At 53.7% G+C, this 16,420-nt stretch carries 21 protein-coding genes; 6 read left to right on the top strand and 15 right to left on the bottom strand.

The window, feature by feature from the left end:
- Positions 1–144: 144 nt before the first annotated feature.
- Both AC3WMT_RS22980 and rluB read left to right on the top strand, forming a co-directional pair.
- On the top strand, positions 145–336 hold the full coding sequence (locus AC3WMT_RS22980) for a DUF1289 domain-containing protein (RefSeq protein WP_007919669.1): 192 nt from the start codon (positions 145–147) through the stop codon (positions 334–336).
- Positions 337–490: 154 nt separating this feature from the next.
- A complete protein-coding gene (gene rluB / locus AC3WMT_RS22975; RefSeq protein WP_103305383.1) occupies positions 491–1,711 on the top strand; it encodes a 23S rRNA pseudouridine(2605) synthase RluB in 1,221 nt (406 codons plus the stop codon).
- Between the two features lie 212 nt (positions 1,712–1,923).
- Here rluB and AC3WMT_RS22970 read toward each other — a convergent pair whose 3' ends face one another.
- Both AC3WMT_RS22970 and AC3WMT_RS22965 read right to left on the bottom strand, forming a co-directional pair.
- A complete protein-coding gene (locus AC3WMT_RS22970) occupies positions 1,924–2,889 on the bottom strand; it encodes a M29 family metallopeptidase (protein WP_103305319.1) in 966 nt (321 codons plus the stop codon).
- 70 nt (positions 2,890–2,959) lie between these two features.
- The gene (locus AC3WMT_RS22965) at positions 2,960–3,097 is read right to left on the bottom strand and encodes a hypothetical protein (RefSeq protein WP_003222780.1); all 138 of its coding nucleotides are present in this window, start codon (positions 3,095–3,097) and stop codon (positions 2,960–2,962) included.
- Positions 3,098–3,990: 893 nt separating this feature from the next.
- Between AC3WMT_RS22965 and AC3WMT_RS22960 the strand changes: the two genes are divergently transcribed.
- Positions 3,991–5,412 (top strand): amino acid permease, encoded by a 1,422-nt coding sequence (locus tag AC3WMT_RS22960; RefSeq protein ID WP_103305320.1) that lies wholly within the window; start codon positions 3,991–3,993, stop codon positions 5,410–5,412.
- A 54-nt stretch (positions 5,413–5,466) separates the two neighbouring features.
- Here the strand turns inward: AC3WMT_RS22960 and glyA are convergent, their stop codons facing one another.
- Positions 5,467–6,816, bottom strand: coding sequence for a serine hydroxymethyltransferase (gene glyA, locus AC3WMT_RS22955; RefSeq protein WP_103305321.1), 1,350 nt, complete (start codon positions 6,814–6,816; stop codon positions 5,467–5,469).
- 555 nt (positions 6,817–7,371) lie between these two features.
- Between glyA and AC3WMT_RS22950 the strand changes: the two genes are divergently transcribed.
- Together AC3WMT_RS22950 and AC3WMT_RS22945 are read left to right on the top strand one after the other, a co-directional pair.
- Positions 7,372–7,977 (top strand): helix-turn-helix transcriptional regulator, encoded by a 606-nt coding sequence (locus AC3WMT_RS22950; RefSeq protein ID WP_103305322.1) that lies wholly within the window; start codon positions 7,372–7,374, stop codon positions 7,975–7,977.
- A complete protein-coding gene (locus AC3WMT_RS22945; RefSeq protein WP_103305323.1) occupies positions 7,961–8,839 on the top strand; it encodes a queuosine precursor transporter in 879 nt (292 codons plus the stop codon). Before AC3WMT_RS22950 ends, AC3WMT_RS22945 begins: the two co-directional genes overlap by 17 nt.
- Positions 8,840–8,901: 62 nt before the next feature.
- Here the strand turns inward: AC3WMT_RS22945 and queC are convergent, their stop codons facing one another.
- The 9 genes from queC to AC3WMT_RS22900 form a co-directional block, all read right to left on the bottom strand.
- Positions 8,902–9,600 carry a 7-cyano-7-deazaguanine synthase QueC gene (queC, locus tag AC3WMT_RS22940; RefSeq protein WP_103305324.1) on the bottom strand — a complete coding sequence of 233 codons (699 nt, stop codon included), beginning with the start codon at positions 9,598–9,600 and terminating at the stop codon, positions 8,902–8,904.
- Between the two features lie 150 nt (positions 9,601–9,750).
- Complete coding sequence (locus AC3WMT_RS22935) at positions 9,751–10,143, bottom strand: hypothetical protein (RefSeq protein WP_103305325.1); 393 nt, start codon at positions 10,141–10,143, stop codon at positions 9,751–9,753.
- A 6-nt stretch (positions 10,144–10,149) separates the two neighbouring features.
- Positions 10,150–10,614, bottom strand: a complete 465-nt coding sequence (locus AC3WMT_RS22930; RefSeq protein WP_103305326.1) for a hypothetical protein — start codon at positions 10,612–10,614, stop codon at positions 10,150–10,152.
- Positions 10,615–10,813: 199 nt separating this feature from the next.
- Positions 10,814–11,224, bottom strand: coding sequence for a hypothetical protein (locus AC3WMT_RS22925; RefSeq protein WP_103305327.1), 411 nt, complete (start codon positions 11,222–11,224; stop codon positions 10,814–10,816).
- Positions 11,221–11,415 (bottom strand): hypothetical protein, encoded by a 195-nt coding sequence (locus AC3WMT_RS22920; RefSeq protein ID WP_177431431.1) that lies wholly within the window; start codon positions 11,413–11,415, stop codon positions 11,221–11,223. Before AC3WMT_RS22920 ends, AC3WMT_RS22925 begins: the two co-directional genes overlap by 4 nt.
- Before the next feature lie 197 nt (positions 11,416–11,612).
- Entirely contained in the window at positions 11,613–12,041 is a 429-nt protein-coding gene (locus tag AC3WMT_RS22915) for a hypothetical protein (protein WP_103305328.1), read from the bottom strand.
- Positions 12,042–12,148: 107 nt separating this feature from the next.
- Positions 12,149–12,886, bottom strand: coding sequence for a hypothetical protein (locus AC3WMT_RS22910; protein WP_103305329.1), 738 nt, complete (start codon positions 12,884–12,886; stop codon positions 12,149–12,151).
- A gap of 8 nt (positions 12,887–12,894) precedes the next feature.
- Positions 12,895–13,383, bottom strand: coding sequence for an SUKH-3 domain-containing protein (locus tag AC3WMT_RS22905; RefSeq protein ID WP_103305330.1), 489 nt, complete (start codon positions 13,381–13,383; stop codon positions 12,895–12,897).
- A 127-nt stretch (positions 13,384–13,510) separates the two neighbouring features.
- Positions 13,511–14,008 (bottom strand): hypothetical protein, encoded by a 498-nt coding sequence (locus AC3WMT_RS22900; RefSeq protein ID WP_146041252.1) that lies wholly within the window; start codon positions 14,006–14,008, stop codon positions 13,511–13,513.
- Between the two features lie 259 nt (positions 14,009–14,267).
- Between AC3WMT_RS22900 and arfB the strand changes: the two genes are divergently transcribed.
- Positions 14,268–14,681 carry an alternative ribosome rescue aminoacyl-tRNA hydrolase ArfB gene (gene arfB, locus AC3WMT_RS22895; RefSeq protein WP_095050152.1) on the top strand — a complete coding sequence of 138 codons (414 nt, stop codon included), beginning with the start codon at positions 14,268–14,270 and terminating at the stop codon, positions 14,679–14,681.
- Here the strand turns inward: arfB and AC3WMT_RS22890 are convergent.
- From AC3WMT_RS22890 to AC3WMT_RS22880, 3 genes are all read right to left on the bottom strand, one after another.
- Positions 14,678–15,877 carry an MFS transporter gene (locus AC3WMT_RS22890; protein ID WP_103305332.1) on the bottom strand — a complete coding sequence of 400 codons (1,200 nt, stop codon included), beginning with the start codon at positions 15,875–15,877 and terminating at the stop codon, positions 14,678–14,680. The two genes, arfB and AC3WMT_RS22890, sit on opposite strands and share 4 nt — an antisense overlap.
- A 102-nt stretch (positions 15,878–15,979) precedes the next feature.
- Positions 15,980–16,162: a hypothetical protein gene (locus AC3WMT_RS22885; RefSeq protein WP_025113527.1), complete on the bottom strand. Its 183-nt coding sequence runs from the start codon at positions 16,160–16,162 to the stop codon at positions 15,980–15,982.
- Positions 16,163–16,231: 69 nt separating this feature from the next.
- Positions 16,232–16,363 (bottom strand): hypothetical protein, encoded by a 132-nt coding sequence (locus tag AC3WMT_RS22880; protein WP_256583563.1) that lies wholly within the window; start codon positions 16,361–16,363, stop codon positions 16,232–16,234.
- Positions 16,364–16,420: the final 57 nt, after the last annotated feature.

Here is a 16,420-nt window from a genome sequence, read left to right as displayed (position 1 = left end):
AGTCAAACTCTCTGAACACTGAAGAACCCTGTGGGAGCGGGCTTGCCCGCGATTGCGGTGGATCAGACAAAAATAGGCTGGCTGGCACTCCGTGATCGCGGGCAAGCCCGCTCCCACAGGGTTCAATGTGTTCTGGAGAAGGGTATGAGCTCAACCAAAGACCCCTGCATCAGCCTCTGCAAATTCACCGACGACATCTGCCTCGGCTGCGGCCGCAGCAAGCGCGAGATCAAGGCCTGGAAGAAACTCGACAAGGATGACAAGCGTACGGTGCTGGCCGAAGCCGCCCTGCGCCTGATCAAACTCGGCGGCGCCGGTCGGCGGAAAAAGAAATAACCTTGGCTTGATCAACTAGTCTCTGATGCGCGATGCCCCACATCCGCGTATGATTCGCGACCCTTCGCCGATCCCTTCGGCCAAGAACCCAGATTCCAATGCTTCAGGCGCTCACTTCGAGGCGACTGAACAGATCACACCGGGAGGTGCCCAGATGAGTGACATCAATCAGAAAGACGACCAGGAAATCGGCCCAGCAGGCGAAAAGCTGCAGAAAGTCCTCGCCCGTATCGGCGTCGGCTCGCGCCGTGACGTGGAATCCTGGATCAGCCAGGGCCGGATCAAGGTCAATGGCAAAGACGCCACCCTCGGTCTGCGCGTCGACATGCACGACGCCATCACCATTGATGGCAAGGTGATCAAGCGCGAAGAAGCGGCCGAATCGGTCCGCCGCGTGATCATGTACAACAAACCCGATGGCGAGATCTGCACCCGTGACGACCCGGAAGGCCGTCCGACCGTGTTCGACAAGCTGCCGCGTCCGAAAGAAGGGCGCTGGATCAACATCGGTCGTCTCGACATCAACACCACCGGTTTGCTGATGTTCACCACTGACGGTGAACTGGCCAACCGCCTGATGCACCCATCCTACGAGATGGACCGTGAGTACGCCGTGCGTGTACGCGGTGAAGTCGACGACGAAATGATCGAACGCCTGAAGGCCGGCGTTGTGCTGGAAGACGGCCCGGCCAAGTTCACCGACATCAAGCAGGCGCCAGGTGGCGAAGGCTTCAACCACTGGTATCACTGCGTGGTGATGGAAGGGCGTAACCGTGAGGTTCGTCGTCTGTGGGAATCGCAAGGTCTGGTGGTCAGCCGTCTGAAGCGCGTGCGTTTCGGTCCGGTGTTCCTCAACTCCGACCTGCCGATGGGCCGCTGGCGCGAAATGAGCCAGTACGAAGTCGACATCCTCAGCGCTGAGGTGGGCCTGACGCCGGTTGCCATGCCGCAACTGAACGCCAAGAGCAAAGACAAGCTTGAGCGTATGCAGCGCAAATCGTCGCGGCCGATGGCCAAGACAGAGCGCGTGCGCACCCTGCGTCCAGCCGCTGGCGCGCCGACCGGCCCACGTCCGGCCCGCGAGCCGCAGATCGAAGGCGAGCGTCCAGGTCGCAAGCCAGTCGCCCGTGACGGCGAGCGCGCTCCGCGTCCGGCCAACGGTCGCACTGAGCGTGGCGAGCGTGGTGCGCCTGCCGGTCGCGGTACGCCAGTGGCAGATCGCCCGGCGGACACCACCAACAAGCGTCCTGCGAAACCCGCGCCGAAGCGTCCGGGGATCAAACTGGTCGACGGCGACAAGCCATCGGGCAAGCGTCGCGGTGCACCGGCCGGTTCCGGTCAGCGTCCGGGTTTCGGTCGCAAGAAGCCTGAGTAATCGGCTTTAGCACCGAATGAAAAAACGCCAACCGCAGGGTTGGCGTTTTTTTTCGTCTGGCGAAAGTCGGGTGGTGCTTTTGAGGGCCTCATCGCTGGCAAGCCAGCTCCCACAGGTTTCTGTTGCGTTGCATAAATCCTGTGCACACCGCAGCTTCCTGTGGGAGCTGGCTTGCCAGCGATGAGGCCAATGCAACCCCATAATTTCCAGGATCAGAACACAAACCGCCCATCAAACACCGGTTTGTCATCCAGTGCCAACACGCCACTGGAGAAGATCAGGTCCAGGTGATGACTGCCCTTGGCGCCACCGCCCAATCCCAGATGCAGCCCACAATGCCGCTCCTCAAACCCGGCATTACGCGCATACAGATCCTTCACCCCTTCGTTGGTACCAATCCCCAACTCCTCAATCCGCCGGTTTGAAGGATTGGCGTCCAGATACTTGTTGAAATCATGCTCCAGCCCCGGCACATCGGTGGCGATGCGGCTGATGGTCGAGTTCTCGATCCACAACTCGAGCGGTGACTCCAGCACGCCATATTTGCGCGCGAACGGGATGGTGCTGAGGAAGGTGCCCTTGAACTTCACATGGCCGTTGATGGCTTCACTGTGAGTCGCGATTTCACCGGGCGCCAGGTCGAAGTTGCCGACGCCATTGATGTCGGTCCACTTCTTGATGCTGCTCAAGGGGGTTTCAAACCGCGAGCCGTGCTCATCGGTAAAGCTCAGCGTGGTCGCCTGGGACATGCGCTGGATCAAGTGGCTGTTCAGCCCGGCAATACGCTGCGGGGCGATGCTGAAAGTGTCATAGAAATAGTCGCCGTAATCCTTGAACAGCAGCGACTTCTTCCAGTTTTCCGCCATCACCGTTTGCAGCGCGCGGATAAATTCCGGGCCGTCGGGGCGCGGGTTGGGCAGGGTGGAAGAGTCGTAGAAGAAAATGTACAGATCGCTGTCGGTAATCGCTGAGGTCAGCGCTACGGTGCTTTCCAGCTCCAGGCGTCGGGCGCTGAAACTGAAACGCGGATGTTCGCCAGCCTGTTCGGCGATGGCACCGGTCAGGGCTTCGTAATCCGCCGTGTGGCCGAGCAATATCTTCGCCGAGTCGAGGCCGGCGAGGGCAGGGTGATGTTCGAGGTAGTAAAGGAAATGCGAGATCGCGCGGGGCTTATCCATGAGTCCTCCCTGACTGACCGAGAAAAAAGTGGCAGGCACGACCGGCCGGATCATGCCCGCCCGGGATGTCTTACAGAGGCCACATCGCCGTGCCGAACGGAACGACCGCATCGGCTTGCATCATTTCCACAGCCGCCTCATGGGTCGGTGCTTCAAACCATTCGTCCAGTTGCAGTTCGGTATCCAAGTCTTTTTCCAGTGCTTGCATGGTCGATCTCCTAGATGACTTTCACGGTTGTGACTGGCCGGTCGAAGTGGCCGGCAAGACGTGAAGAACCTAGTTCAGGGATTTCTGTAATGCAAAAAATAATTTATTTAATTTTTAAATAGACTTTTTATTCTGTTTTTTAAGCGGCGTTTTCTTATTTAAAAACAAAAAACTAAGTGGTGGTTTTCATTAGCAAGCTAGCTACCGTCAATTTGCAGACGTCTGACGGAAATTTCTGAAATGGAAACTTCGCGTTACGCCCTGTAAACAAATGTTTACGAAAAAACCGGTAAAACCCAATGGAACACCGCGCACCGAGCCAGTGTAAGGAAAAGCTGCCGAAGCGCCGCTGGCCGGGCGTGCCGCAAGGCTCTGGCGCGCTTGTTTCAGAGGCGTTTGAAGGGTGAGATGCGCCCCATGCCTGTCGTGCAGGTGCATAACAAGAAGGAGGCGCAATGAACGCCGTGACTGATCTCCACCTCTCTCCGTGGGACGGTTTTTCCCTCGTCCCCGTCGATGGCCTGCAAAGGCCTGACTCAAATTTTGCAGCCGCTCGAGCGTCTCGAGGCGGACACACGCAATCCCGGCAACCGATACGCTGATCCAGCGGAGTCTGGCAGCAGGGGGTTAGCGGTGTACAATGCGCCGCGTTTTAACTGTGACCCTCTGCGTAATCGCGCAAACCTCAAGGCTATCCGCCTTGTTCACTCCGCCGCGTCACAAGCGTGTCGGGTTCGATTTCGTCACAGATAAAAACAAACAGGTGACGCATGACCGTTGTAAAAAAGCTGAACTCCTGGTGCCTGCGCTGGGGTTTGATCGGGGCTGCTTGAAATCGCAACCTTGCAGCAACGTCTACTGAACATCATCAAACCTTGCGTGAGACCTTTTTCATGAGTGGACAACCCTCGCAATCAGGCGAGCTGAAACGCGGCCTGAAAAATCGCCACATTCAACTGATCGCCCTCGGTGGCGCGATCGGTACCGGATTGTTCCTCGGCTCGGCCGGGGTCCTGAAATCCGCCGGCCCGTCGATGATTCTCGGCTATGCCATCTGCGGCTTCATTGCCTTCATGATCATGCGCCAGCTCGGCGAGATGATCGTCGAAGAGCCTGTGGCCGGTTCCTTCAGCCATTTCGCACACAAGTACTGGGGCGGCTTCGCCGGTTTCCTCTCGGGCTGGAACTGCTGGATCCTGTACATCCTGGTGGGCATGTCGGAGCTGACAGCGGTCGGCAAGTACATCCACTACTGGGCACCGCACATTCCGAGTTGGGTCACGGCGGCCGGCTTCTTCGTGCTGATCAATGTGATCAACCTGGCCAACGTCAAAGTCTTCGGTGAAGCCGAATTCTGGTTCGCGATCATCAAGGTCGTGGCCATCGTCGGCATGATTGCCCTCGGCAGCTACCTGCTGGTCAGCGGCCATGGCGGCCCGCAAGCCTCGGTCAGCAACCTGTGGTCCCACGGCGGTTTCTTCCCCAACGGCGTCAGCGGTCTGGTGATGGCGATGGCGATCATCATGTTCTCCTTTGGCGGTCTGGAAATGCTCGGTTTCACCGCCGCCGAAGCCGACAAGCCGAAGACCGTGATCCCGAAAGCGATCAACCAGGTGATCTACCGGATCCTGATTTTCTACATCGGCGCCCTGGTGATCCTGTTGTCGCTGACCCCATGGGACAGCCTGCTGGAAACCCTCAATGCCTCCGGCGATTCCTACAGCGGCAGCCCGTTCGTGCAAGTGTTCTCGATGCTGGGCAGTGACACCGCTGCGCACATCCTCAACTTTGTCGTGCTGACGGCGGCGCTGTCGGTCTATAACAGTGGTACCTACTGCAACAGCCGCATGCTGCTGGGCATGGCCGAGCAGGGCGATGCGCCAAAAGGCCTGGCGAAGATCGACAAACGTGGCGTGCCGGTGCGTTCGATTCTGGCTTCGGCGGCAGTGACGCTGATCGCTGTGCTGCTCAACTACCTGATCCCGCAGCATGCTCTGGAGCTGCTGATGTCGCTGGTCGTTGCGACCCTGGTGATCAACTGGGCGATGATCAGCTTCTCGCACTTCAAGTTCCGCCAACACATGAACAAGACCAACCAGACGCCGCTGTTCAAGGCACTGTGGTATCCGTACGGCAACTACGTCTGCCTGGCGTTTGTGTTGTTCATCCTCGGCGTCATGCTGCTGATCCCGGGCATTCAGATCTCGGTGTACGCGATTCCGCTGTGGGTCGTGTTCATGTGGGTCTGTTACGTGATCAAGAACAAACGTGGTGCGCAGCAGGCTCTGCACGCGTCGAGTTCTGTCGCGAAGTAAGCAAAGTGCAAAAACAACAAACCCGGCCAAGTGCCGGGTTTTTTGTGTTCGCCGTTATACGTAATCGGCGATGGGATAGATCGCGCACAACGCCTCGGCCTGTAACCGGAATTGTTCCTGTGAGGCCGGGTCCAGCGAGTATTCCCGCTCGCCTTGCGGCGTTACCTTGTCGAGAATCTGGCACAGCAGACTGACAACTTCGCGGCATCCCTGCGGGTCGATGTGACGCTGCGCTATGGAGCCGGTGCCGATACGCAATCCGCTGGCGATAAGTGCCGGTCGAGTCTCGCCGGGGACGCGATGTTTGTTGACGATGATCCCGCAATGCTCCAGCGCCTTCTCGGCAATGGCGCCGGTAATGCCGCCACGCAAGCGGATCAGCACCGTGTGGTTTTCACTGCCGCCGCCCACAACCTCGTAATCGTGGGCTTGAAACGCGCTGGCAAGCTCATCGGCAGTGCTGCGAATTCGCCCCATGTAAGCGTCGAACTGCGAAGACATCGCATAGCCCAGCGCCGCAGCCTTGGCGGCAATCATGTTGACGGCTGGCGCCCCCTGCATTTGCGGAAACACGGCTTGATCGAGGGCACGGCGGAAGGTTGTCCGCAAGCCGGGAACCTTGGTATTGGCGTCCCGGCCCGACAGGATCAGGCCGCCACGAGGGCCCATGAGTTGTTTGTGTGTGCACGTCGTGGTGACGTGAGCCGCGTCGATCGGACTCGGATGTCGGCCCGTGGCGACCAGTCCGGCGATATGAGAAATGTCGGCGAGCAGGATCGCCCCGGCTTCATCGGCAATCTGGCGAAACCGCTCAAAGTCGACGGCCCGCGAATAGGCTGTGGCGCCGCACATGATGATGCGCGGGCGATGCGCAAGCGCCAGGCTGCGCACATTGTCGTAATCGATGACGCCGTCTGATCTCGTTCCGTACTGAATCGCTTTGTAGTAGGCGCCCGAGAAGGCTTTGGAGCTGCCATGGGTGAGGTCACCGCCATGTTCAACGGCCATGCCCAGCAGGGTGTCGCCCGGCTCAAGCAACGCAGTGAGCACCTGATAAGTGGCGTTCGAAGCCGAGTGTGACTGCACGTTGGCATATTGGGCACCGAACAACTCCCGCGCCCTTCGAATGGCAAGCGATTCGACCAGGTCAACGTTCTCGCAGCCGGCGTTATAGCGCCTGCCTGGCATCCCCTCGGCGGTCACGTTGACCAGTGCCGACGCAGAGGCGGCAAGCGTGCGGGGCATGACTGCGCAGGAGGAGGAGACCAATGACAGCACTCGGTGTTGTCGTGCGACCTCAGCGTCGAGAATCCCCGCCAACTCGGCATCTTCCGTACGAAGATCCGCCAGACCATTTCGCAGTAAGTCGGCCTGGTTCATCAGCGGTTCAGTTTTGACTGCCATGCTTCGTATTCCTTCCATGTTTGCTGCGTACTGCGAACAACAGCACGCCTTCCTTGGTTTCACGACTTTGCGTACATCCACTTGCCGATCGGTACAGGCGCATTCCGTGTTTTGCGGGCAATGCGCGCAAAACTAACGTCTGTACGAGCAACCACTACTCTTGCGTTTCGCTCGCTGATCGGAGGAGGTGAGCTCGACGCATCATAGGTTTTTCAGTGAGGAACGCCAGAAAAATTAATCAGAAAAATGAACATTGTTCAAATAAAATGATTCTTTTTGCGTAAGCAAACGGTGTAAAACTGCAGTTCGGGAGGCGTTTGTCGAGTGATGACAGCCAAAACGGACGAGTCGGTACGCAGCATGAATCGACTCCGCAGAGCTGAGCATGTGGTTGTTGCGTCTGACTTTTGTACCGAAACCAAGGATGGAGAATGCTATGATCGCTGGCGGTTCCAATACCAGTACAACTATCTGCGTAGTGTTCCTGTGTCACCACTGAATGCTCATTCGTGGCGTGTTTTCTAATTGCCTTTATAAAAAGATGGTAAGTACTTTATGCACAGAAGAGAAAGATCGGAGAATCTGAAAAACAACATTAAATACTTGATAAAGAGTCGCGGGGAGACACAGTTGTCGTTGTGCAATTCCAGTGGATTGACCAGGACGACTATCTATAACATTCTTGAAGGCAAGGTGGTCAACGTACAGCACTCCACCGTGCGCAAGATTTCTGATTTCTTCGGTGTATCGTATGAAGAAATAGAGACCATTGATTTTGAAGAAAAGGAAATAATCGACAACAGCATCTCTCCGCAGGGAAATATGAATCCAGCGGCCGTTCCGGTGATAAAAGAGAGCTTGCTGCTTCAGAATCTTGATAAAAGAATTGGTGAGCTGGCTACCATCTATCCACTGACATACTACTTTGGTACGTCTTTCAATCTGATCGGTGTACTGCTGGAAAACGAGATCAGTGGAATGAATGAACCAGGTGATCTTTTGATCGTGCAGAAGGGGGCGTCCAGCAACGATAGGCAAAAGCTGGTGTATGACAAAGTCGGCAAAAAGTTATTCATAATGGATGAGGTTGACCCTGATACGGATCGTATTTGTGTGGTCGGGGATATAATCGAGGAACGATTTAATGGATTGCAGCGTTGAAACGGAAAACAGCAAATACAAGCTGCTAGGGTTTGAAAACGGTAAAAGTCTGGCCGTCATCATGGTGATAGCCACAGGCAAGATAATTAAAATAAAGCTCAGTGAAGTGTTAAATAGTGAGATTATGGATAATCTAAATAAAATAGAAGTAAAAAATCTCTATAAAAAGTTTTATTCTCAGGGTGGGGCACTCACTGCCTACGAGATCAATGACCGTCATGAGAGTTCCTGGATGATCTACATCATCCTGAACCTGATGCTGTTCACGCTGTACATTTTCACCAGTATTGCCGCAACGAAGCCGATTTATCTGGAATATTTCGATATTGTTGTAACGCCGGGCACCTTTCTTTATCCGCTGACGTTTCTGATCGTCGATTTGCTGAACGAAACCTTTGGTCTCAGACTTGCGCGAAAGGCGATTCTTTTTGCCTTTATCAGTAATGCGGCCATTATTATTTTGCTGGCTATTACTACCCACTTGCCTGGGCTGCCAGGCTGGAAACTGGACGGGCCTTACAACGACGTGATCAGTCAGTTGTCGTCGGTACTGGTAGCCTCATCCATCTCGTTCCTAGTCTCGGAAAACATAAACTCTTATTTGTTGTGCAAGATCAAGGAACTGACGAACTCGAGATTCCTGTTTTTGCGGGTGTTCTTGAGTACGTTGTTTGCGGTGATTATCGACAGTTTCCTTTTCTGCTATATCGCCTTTTATGGAAAGATGGACAATAGTGCGATACTGAGCATGATCTATGTCCAGATCGCGATAAAAGTGGGTTTTGCCTTCTTTAACGTCTTGCCCGCGTATGGCGCAAGGTCACTGTTCAAGAAGTATTTGACAGGCGCTCAGACGCAATAAGATCAACAAGGCGCTCACTAGGGAAATCCCATCGTTAGTGAGCGCCTCGTTTGTGGTTTGATTTATTTCAAGTTCAATTTGTTTTTAAGATTGTGTGTAACCTGATCTTTGTTATTCAGGAATTCGTTCAGGCCTTTGGCGCGAAGATTACACGCATCGCAATCGGAACATCCGCTACCTTTGATGCCGTTGTAACAGGTCAGTGTTTCGTTACGAACCAGATCCAGTTGATGATGGTAATCAGCCAGGGCCCAGGTTTCTGCCTTGTTTAGCCACATCAATGGGGTGTCCAGTTGCAACTTGTAATCCATACCTAACTCAAGGGCCTTGTTCAGGGCCTTGACGAACTCATCCCGGCAATCAGGGTAGCCAGAAAAGTCGGTTTCACACACGCCGGTAATGACAGTCCTGGCTTGGACTTGATAGGCGTAGATAGACGCCAGGGTCAAAAACAGAATGTTCCTTCCCGGGACGAAAGTGCTTGGCAGGCTTTCGCCGGAGCTATTCACGGTCGGGACCGGAATGTTGTCGCGGGTCAGGCTGCTGATGGCCAGCTCATTGAGCAAGGACACGTCCATGGTTTTATGCACGGTCACGCCGAGCTTTTTGGCGAGCTGCTGAGCAACTTCGATTTCCGCGTGATGGCGCTGACCATAGTCAAACGTGATGCAGTGAATTTCATCGTAGTGGGTCAGGGCGTGGATCAAACAGGTGGTGGAGTCCTGCCCGCCGCTGAACACGATAACTGCTTTATTGGTCATGCTTATGCTTCCTGCATTGATTGGAGTAGAGCAACGCCCGACAGGGTAACGCGAATGGCTCTCGGTATAAACGCTTCTGGCGCTGGATCTGTCAAAAAGCTCAATTAACAACACAGTTTCAAAATCGTCATATCGACCGCTTGCCGTCACTCAGGCGTCTTGAATCTCAATCTGTCGACCAATAACGTAGAGGTCACCGTCCTGGCGTACTTCTTCCAGGGAAGACGGGTCTGCATCCAGCGCGTAATTCCCGTCGATATCAATGCACCAGAGATCGTTTAATTTCAATAAACGAACACCCGAGCAAATGGAGTTGAATTGATTGCCCATGACCCGTGCGCTCAATTCTGTTACACCTGTCAAGGTTATTCTTATTTTTTTCCAGACGTTGCCTTTGGCTCTGTGGTCTCTTCCATGCAGCACAACGGTTGCTGCCAGTGGCTCATTGGGTACGTAATAAAATTCGAAGGACAGTATCAAACCATCTTCAAACCGATTGAATGCCTGAGATATTTCATTGATGTCGTCGATCGAGAATGACATTTTTATTTATCCATAGCGTCTTATGCAGCAATCAAGGGTTCTGCTGAAACCTGTGACACTGTAATCAATAGAAAATTGCGCGGTAAAATCAGAGCTGATCAGTCTTATTTCGTCGCTGTCGGTACTGTCAAAATCAAACCCTTCACAGAGTCGGACGCCGCTTTTTACCTTGTATGCCCCGCAGAATTTCCAGTCTTCATCCATCAGCAAGTAGTATTCACGATCATCCATTAGTGATGAGGTAAAGCGCAGGCACTCAGCGATCGAAGAGAACTCGGTGAACTCACATAAGATTTCTCGTCTTGATCTTAAATCACTAATTATCGAGTCCGTTGCCGGCAGGCTTAAGAGCAACCTCTCATCGAAAGGGTGTGCTAAAAGCAGGCTGGTTTTTTTACTGTATCGGCCCAGTACATTCTTATATTGTGCCTTTCGATACAATAACTTTCTCCTATAAGGATCATAAATCATGTTAAACATCCTTGTGTGTTGAATGGGCTACTGGGTCTAGGCAAGGTGACCTTCAATGCGAAAAACTTCATTCAGCCCCACCTCTTCAGCGGGATCGCCATCTTCAAGGCACCTAAAGCTTATGCCCGATAGTGCTTTGTGCAATAGCGCGCAGAGTTTTACAGGGTGGAAGTTTACTTGTAGCCAAAGAGAACTCAATTTACAGGCGAGGAAGAGCAATGTTGTTTCTGGAAAGAATTAAACAAATCATCTCGATAAATTTTATCGGATGCTCAGTTGGGGTGGAGTACATGTCTACTAATCCGACTTCCACAGCGCAATCAACAATTACGCGGAAGTCATCGATATCTTGTGATGAAATGCAGTGGAGGAGATCAGGCGGCATATTGTCTCCCCTGCCATTCAGGGGCAGTGTCGCACCTTTTCTCTCCCAGTCAGTCAAGCCACCGCACTCCGGAAAGCTATCAAGGTGAGCTATCAATTTTTCGATAGCACCGTGTCGAATGAACTTTGCTTCGCAATAGGTATGCAGCAGTCTGGACGCATGGCGCTGTAAAGCAGCTGGGGAGAGGTTGGCAAGTGCTTGCGCTAACTCTTCTTGAGTGTTCATTGAGTCTTGGTCCATTCAGTTATTTTTCTTTTTATTTCTTCCAGCAAGTTTACGTTGCCGATTACAACCAGTTCGCACCCCAGTTCCTTGTCTCGATAGGAAACAAGCTCATCAGTGTCCTGGTCGAGTATCACTCTAAGAATTTGCCCATTCGCTTCGTTTCTGGCAGAAAAAATGGGATTGCCATCCATGAACGGCGTGCCATTTGAGAATGTCGTATTGTAATAAGGTGCTTTAAATCCCTTATATCGATTTTGTTCGTCTGAGCCTCCAGGCGAAAAAACTCATAAAAGGATCGCTCCAATCTGAAGTAGCAGTCCGGATTGTGCAGATAATCATTGAACATTTCACTTGCTCCGCGAAAGCGCGATAGGTCTTTTCGTAGCCGTCAGCGGAAGTCAAAATACTCGATCATAAGTTCGGTCGGCTTCATGCCAGCACCCAGGAATCCGAGAACCTCCAGGAACCACGATAGATCATCTCCGAGTTCAGAGACATCCTCCCTCTCACTCATCAATAAACATAACGCCAGTCTTGCCATCAGATTTTTACGTTCACGAAAGTTGCGTATTGCCTCGTGCTCATCGATTTTCGCCCACCAAATAGATGACTCTGCTTTTAATATTTTGGTGGTGATTTTTCCATCAATGTATTCTTGAGCCAAATGCATAGGGTCATGCTTGCAATTGGCAAACTTGATGTTCAGGGCGTGCAATACCTTAAGAAAAAAGGTGAGTTGATGTTTGCGCGCAATTGAACTGTTGTTTGATCGAATGATGCCGTTCATATTGTATTTTTTGAAGTCAATCTTGTTCAATTTGGTTTCCCTATCTGTCGCTATGGGCGGTGCATTGCAAAAAGGTTCTATCGGGTCGTTCGCTCAGTACGGCTTTCCAGTATTCCGATTCTTTGGTTGTCTGATTTTTACCGCTGAAAAGTAGGTCTTCTTGAAAATGGAATTTTAAGCAAGAATTCTCTGGTTTTTGGTGTGGGTGTCATGTCAGCGTCGGCTTGTTTCAAGGATTCTGCAAGTTCTGAGAATTCAATAATCTGTTCCGGGAGGCCGTGAATCAGTATGCAGCGAGTATCGGAGAGATCCTCACCTGTAAGCGCCACGAGGTATTTTTTTGAAGTTAATAATTTTGCGACGTTAGCAAACGACTTGAAAGACGACGCCTTTGAGAATTCTGTGCCGGAAGCCTTATACATGTTGACTATCGTACCTAGAATTTCTTTTTTATCCGTTTCATCCAGCTTTGTCTTGGATAAAAATATCAAGGCATTCCATCCTCTGTATATAGCACTAAATAGCGTCAATACTTCTTCGTGGCACAGAATGCTAGAGATGTCACAGAAATTAAGTTTGTCATCAATGTGTAAGTCAACTTCCATCTCCCTTCTTTTGTTCATGGCGGCCATGCCAAGTTTGCCAAAGGCCCTTTTGTGTCGACCTAGTTTCTCCGCAATAACACTACTGGATTCGAGTTCGGCAGCCAGTACTGCGTATACATTATATTGAAGAAAAATCGGTGCCAGAGGTTCGAAGATCAACTCGTGACGATATCCTGTAGCCAGATACCATATTGCATCACATGATTCATCAAGACTGATCCGCGCAGCCTTCGATGCATATATTGATCCTGTGTCTACGATGGCTTTCATAAAGAAACTCAAATGGCGGGCACGGCGCCGGGCGTGGCCAGCGCGACCTGTTCACCGGCTTTGCGCCCAAACACTAGGGTTTCCATGGCCTGGACGAAGGTTCGACCTTGTAGCCAGAAACCGTCATGAATCATGCTCAAGACATAGCATCGCTGCTGCTCGTCCATCAATAGCGCGGCGTGACCGTGATGGATCTCGGCGATGCTTACCAAAGTGCTGCCCAGGCGTTGCTGCCAGGCCAGGAAGTCTTCGCTGTCATGCAGGTATTCAAAGGTGCCAAAGGCGACATCGCTGGTAGCGCAGTCTTCGCCTCTACCGCAGGTCCCCACCTGCAGGCCGGCGAGTTGTCCGAGCAGTGCGGCGGCCGGGTGCTCTGGCGGGACGAAGTCCGGCAAAGGTTCTGCGAGAGTCACGGGCCAGCCAGCGGCCAGGAACAGAGGGCGCAGAGTGTCAGGAAGTTCGATCAGCGAAGGTCCGGGCTGGGCAATGAGTGTCATCGGTAAACCTGCTCCATGAGAGATCTGACCCGCAATGCGTCATGCTTTTTTGATTTTTCCATTTGCAGAACCGCTGCCTCTTCCATAACCCTGATCAAGATGAGTTTTTCATGGGGCATGGTCAAAGTCAGTGTGCCGGCCTGCTGTATAAAATCCGTTGGATTTGCCTCATGACACCCGGATCTCGCTTCGAATGCCTTGCGAAAATGTCCAGCCCAAGTGCAATACCTTCTTTCCCCTCTGCTGTCGCTTGGTCAAAGACTGACTTAAATACTCTGATGACAGATGTGCGATCAAAGTGACGCGCGAGCATATCGCCGACAGTCCAGCAGAATTCCATAACTGCATATCTGGAATAGTTGCTCCGAATGGCATCGAGCAATGCCTGCTTTTGAATTGCCGAGAGCCTGTTCATATCCGATGAAATCTTTATTATGAAAAAATCTGCGCCAGGCTTATTGAAAAATGCGTCTGTCGAGAGAATTTCAATAATGAAATTCAGACATTTCTCAGGAAAGGTCTCATGACTCAGTGTCAGCCGATCGTAGTCATCAGCAAGCGCCATGACTCGCTTGCGCGCTCCTTTTCCTTCTGCGGCATATAACGACTTCCTTATCTCTTCCATGACCGGGTTTTCACTTTTGCGGGGGGGGGCTGATGCTAGCCGCGTCAATTACGCTTCAATTTTTTACATGAATCAAGATTCATGCCAGCCATGATATGGCCATTACGGGGCATGGAGGGGCGCCGCTGGCCGAAGAGCTTGTTCAATTTTTGCTGTAGTAAACCGCATCAAAGTGCGCAAGAAGTTGCGTACTCTTGTAATACGATCGCGTTCTGGCTATTCGCGGTATCCTGCGCGTTCTGAATACGGACGCTTTTCCATGCTGGTAATTTCCAACAACGTGCATCTGCCGGATGCCGAGATCGAATTGACGGCCATTCGCGCCCAGGGCGCCGGAGGGCAGAACGTCAACAAGGTCTCCAGCGCCGTGCACCTGCGCTTCGACATTCCAGCCTCGTCCTTGCCCGAATTCTACAAGGAGCGGCTGCTGGCGCTGCGCGACAGTCGCATCACCAGCGATGGCGTGTTGATCATCAAGGCTCAGCAATACCGCACGCAGGAAGCCAACCGAGCCGATGCGCTGGAGCGTCTGGTGGAGCTGATTCTCAGCGCCACCAAAGTTGAAAAGAAACGCCGTCCGACCAAGCCGACCCTCGGTTCAAAAAAGCGTCGGCTTGAGTCGAAGACCAAGCGCGGCAGTATCAAGGCCGGGCGGGGCAAGGTGGATTTCTAATCCTCGCGATACTTGGCGGTGTGTTTATACAGATACACGCTCAAGGCCAATCCACTCAGCGAGGCGAGGGCGGCGAAGAGGAAGATCGAAGCAAACCCGAATCCCGCCGCAATCGCCCCGGCCAGTGGCCCAGTGATCCCCAGCGACAAGTCGATGAACAGTGAGTACGCACCCACCGCCGCGCCACGGCTGGACGCCGGCACCAGATTCACCGCCTCCACGCCCAGCGCCGGGAACACCAGCGAGAAGCCAAAACCGCTCAACGCCGCACCGGCCAGTGCCCAATGCGCGTCCGGTGCCAGCCACAGCAGCAACAGTCCTAGGGTCTCCACTGACAGGCAGGCAATCGCCACGCGAAAGCCGCCGAGGCGGTTGATCAGGTTGCCGAACAGCAGTCGCGCACCGATGAAACTGGCGCCGAACAGGCTCAGGCACAACACCGCGTTGTCCCAGTGCCGAGTGGCGTAATACAGGGTGATGAAGGTCGCGATGGTGCCGAAACCGATTGAGCCCAAGGCCAGCCCGCAACCGTGGGGGAACACGCGTCCGAGCACATGCATGAATGGCAGGCGCTCACCGGCAACAATCGGTGCGGCGGTTTTTGGCCATGCCAGTAACAGGCCCAGCGCGGCCAGCAGGATGATGCTGACGCCCATGCTCCACAAACCCAGTTGGCCGACCAGCCATACCCCGAACGGTGCGCCGACCGCCAGTGCGCCATAGCTGGCGATGCCGTTCCACGAGATCACCTTGGCGGTGTTCGCCGCGCCGACACGGCCGATGCCCCAGCCGATCGAGCCGGAGCCGACGAGGCTTTCCGCGCTGCCCAGCACCAGTCGGCCGATCAACAGGCTGATCAAACTGAGCATCGGCATGTTCGGTGTCCACGCGGAAATCAGCATGAACACACCGCTCAAACCGCAGCCGGCCAAACCATACATCACTGCGAGCTTGCTGCCCTTGTTGTCGATGATCTTGCCGGCGTACGGGCGGCTGAGCAGGGTCGCGAGGTATTGCACGCTGATCACCAGACCTGCGATTACCGCGCCGAAGCCCAGGTCGCTGTGGACGTAACCCGGCAGCACCGCGAGGGGAATACCGATGTTCAGGTAGCCGATGAAGGTGAAGAGGACGATGGAGACGACTTGCAGCGTGACCGCCAGGGGGCGCTGGGGCTCTGACTTAGAGAACGACATGGGTAACGATCCACGGGGAGAGCAGAATAGATAGGCTGCTCATGATACCGGCGCGGAACAATCTGAGGCGGGAAAAGTAAAACTATTTGTCGGGCGGCGGCTTCAGGATTTGGCCGGAGCGACCAGTTGTGTGGTGACCAGCGCGGCGAGGGCGTTTTCTTCACTGCCGAAGCGGGCGAGCAGAGCGGCTTGTTTCTCAGGAGAGAGGCGGTTCCAGATCTCGATCATTTTCTCGGTGGCGCCGATCAGGACGGCGGCTTGGCTTTCGGAGAATTCGTCGGTCATGGCAGGCTCGGTTTCAGGCAGTGTGGAAAGCGCATGTTAGCGCTTTCCACACGGTCTGTACGACGGGTCTTACTCTTCGTTGTCGGCCGGGCGGCTCTCAACGGCTTCTTGCGGCTCGGGCTGCCCCGCACCGGCTTGTTGCGTGGTCGTCTGCTCAGGTACGTGCAGGCTTGGGAAGGGGAGATTAGGAATCTCGTGCATGGTTGCGCTCCTCGCTAAGTCTGTTGATAGATCTGGTAGATCCGCGCTTCTGAAAAA

The organism is Pseudomonas sp. FW305-7 (assembly GCF_058786735.1).
This window is presented reverse-complemented; position numbering and strand designations above follow the sequence as displayed.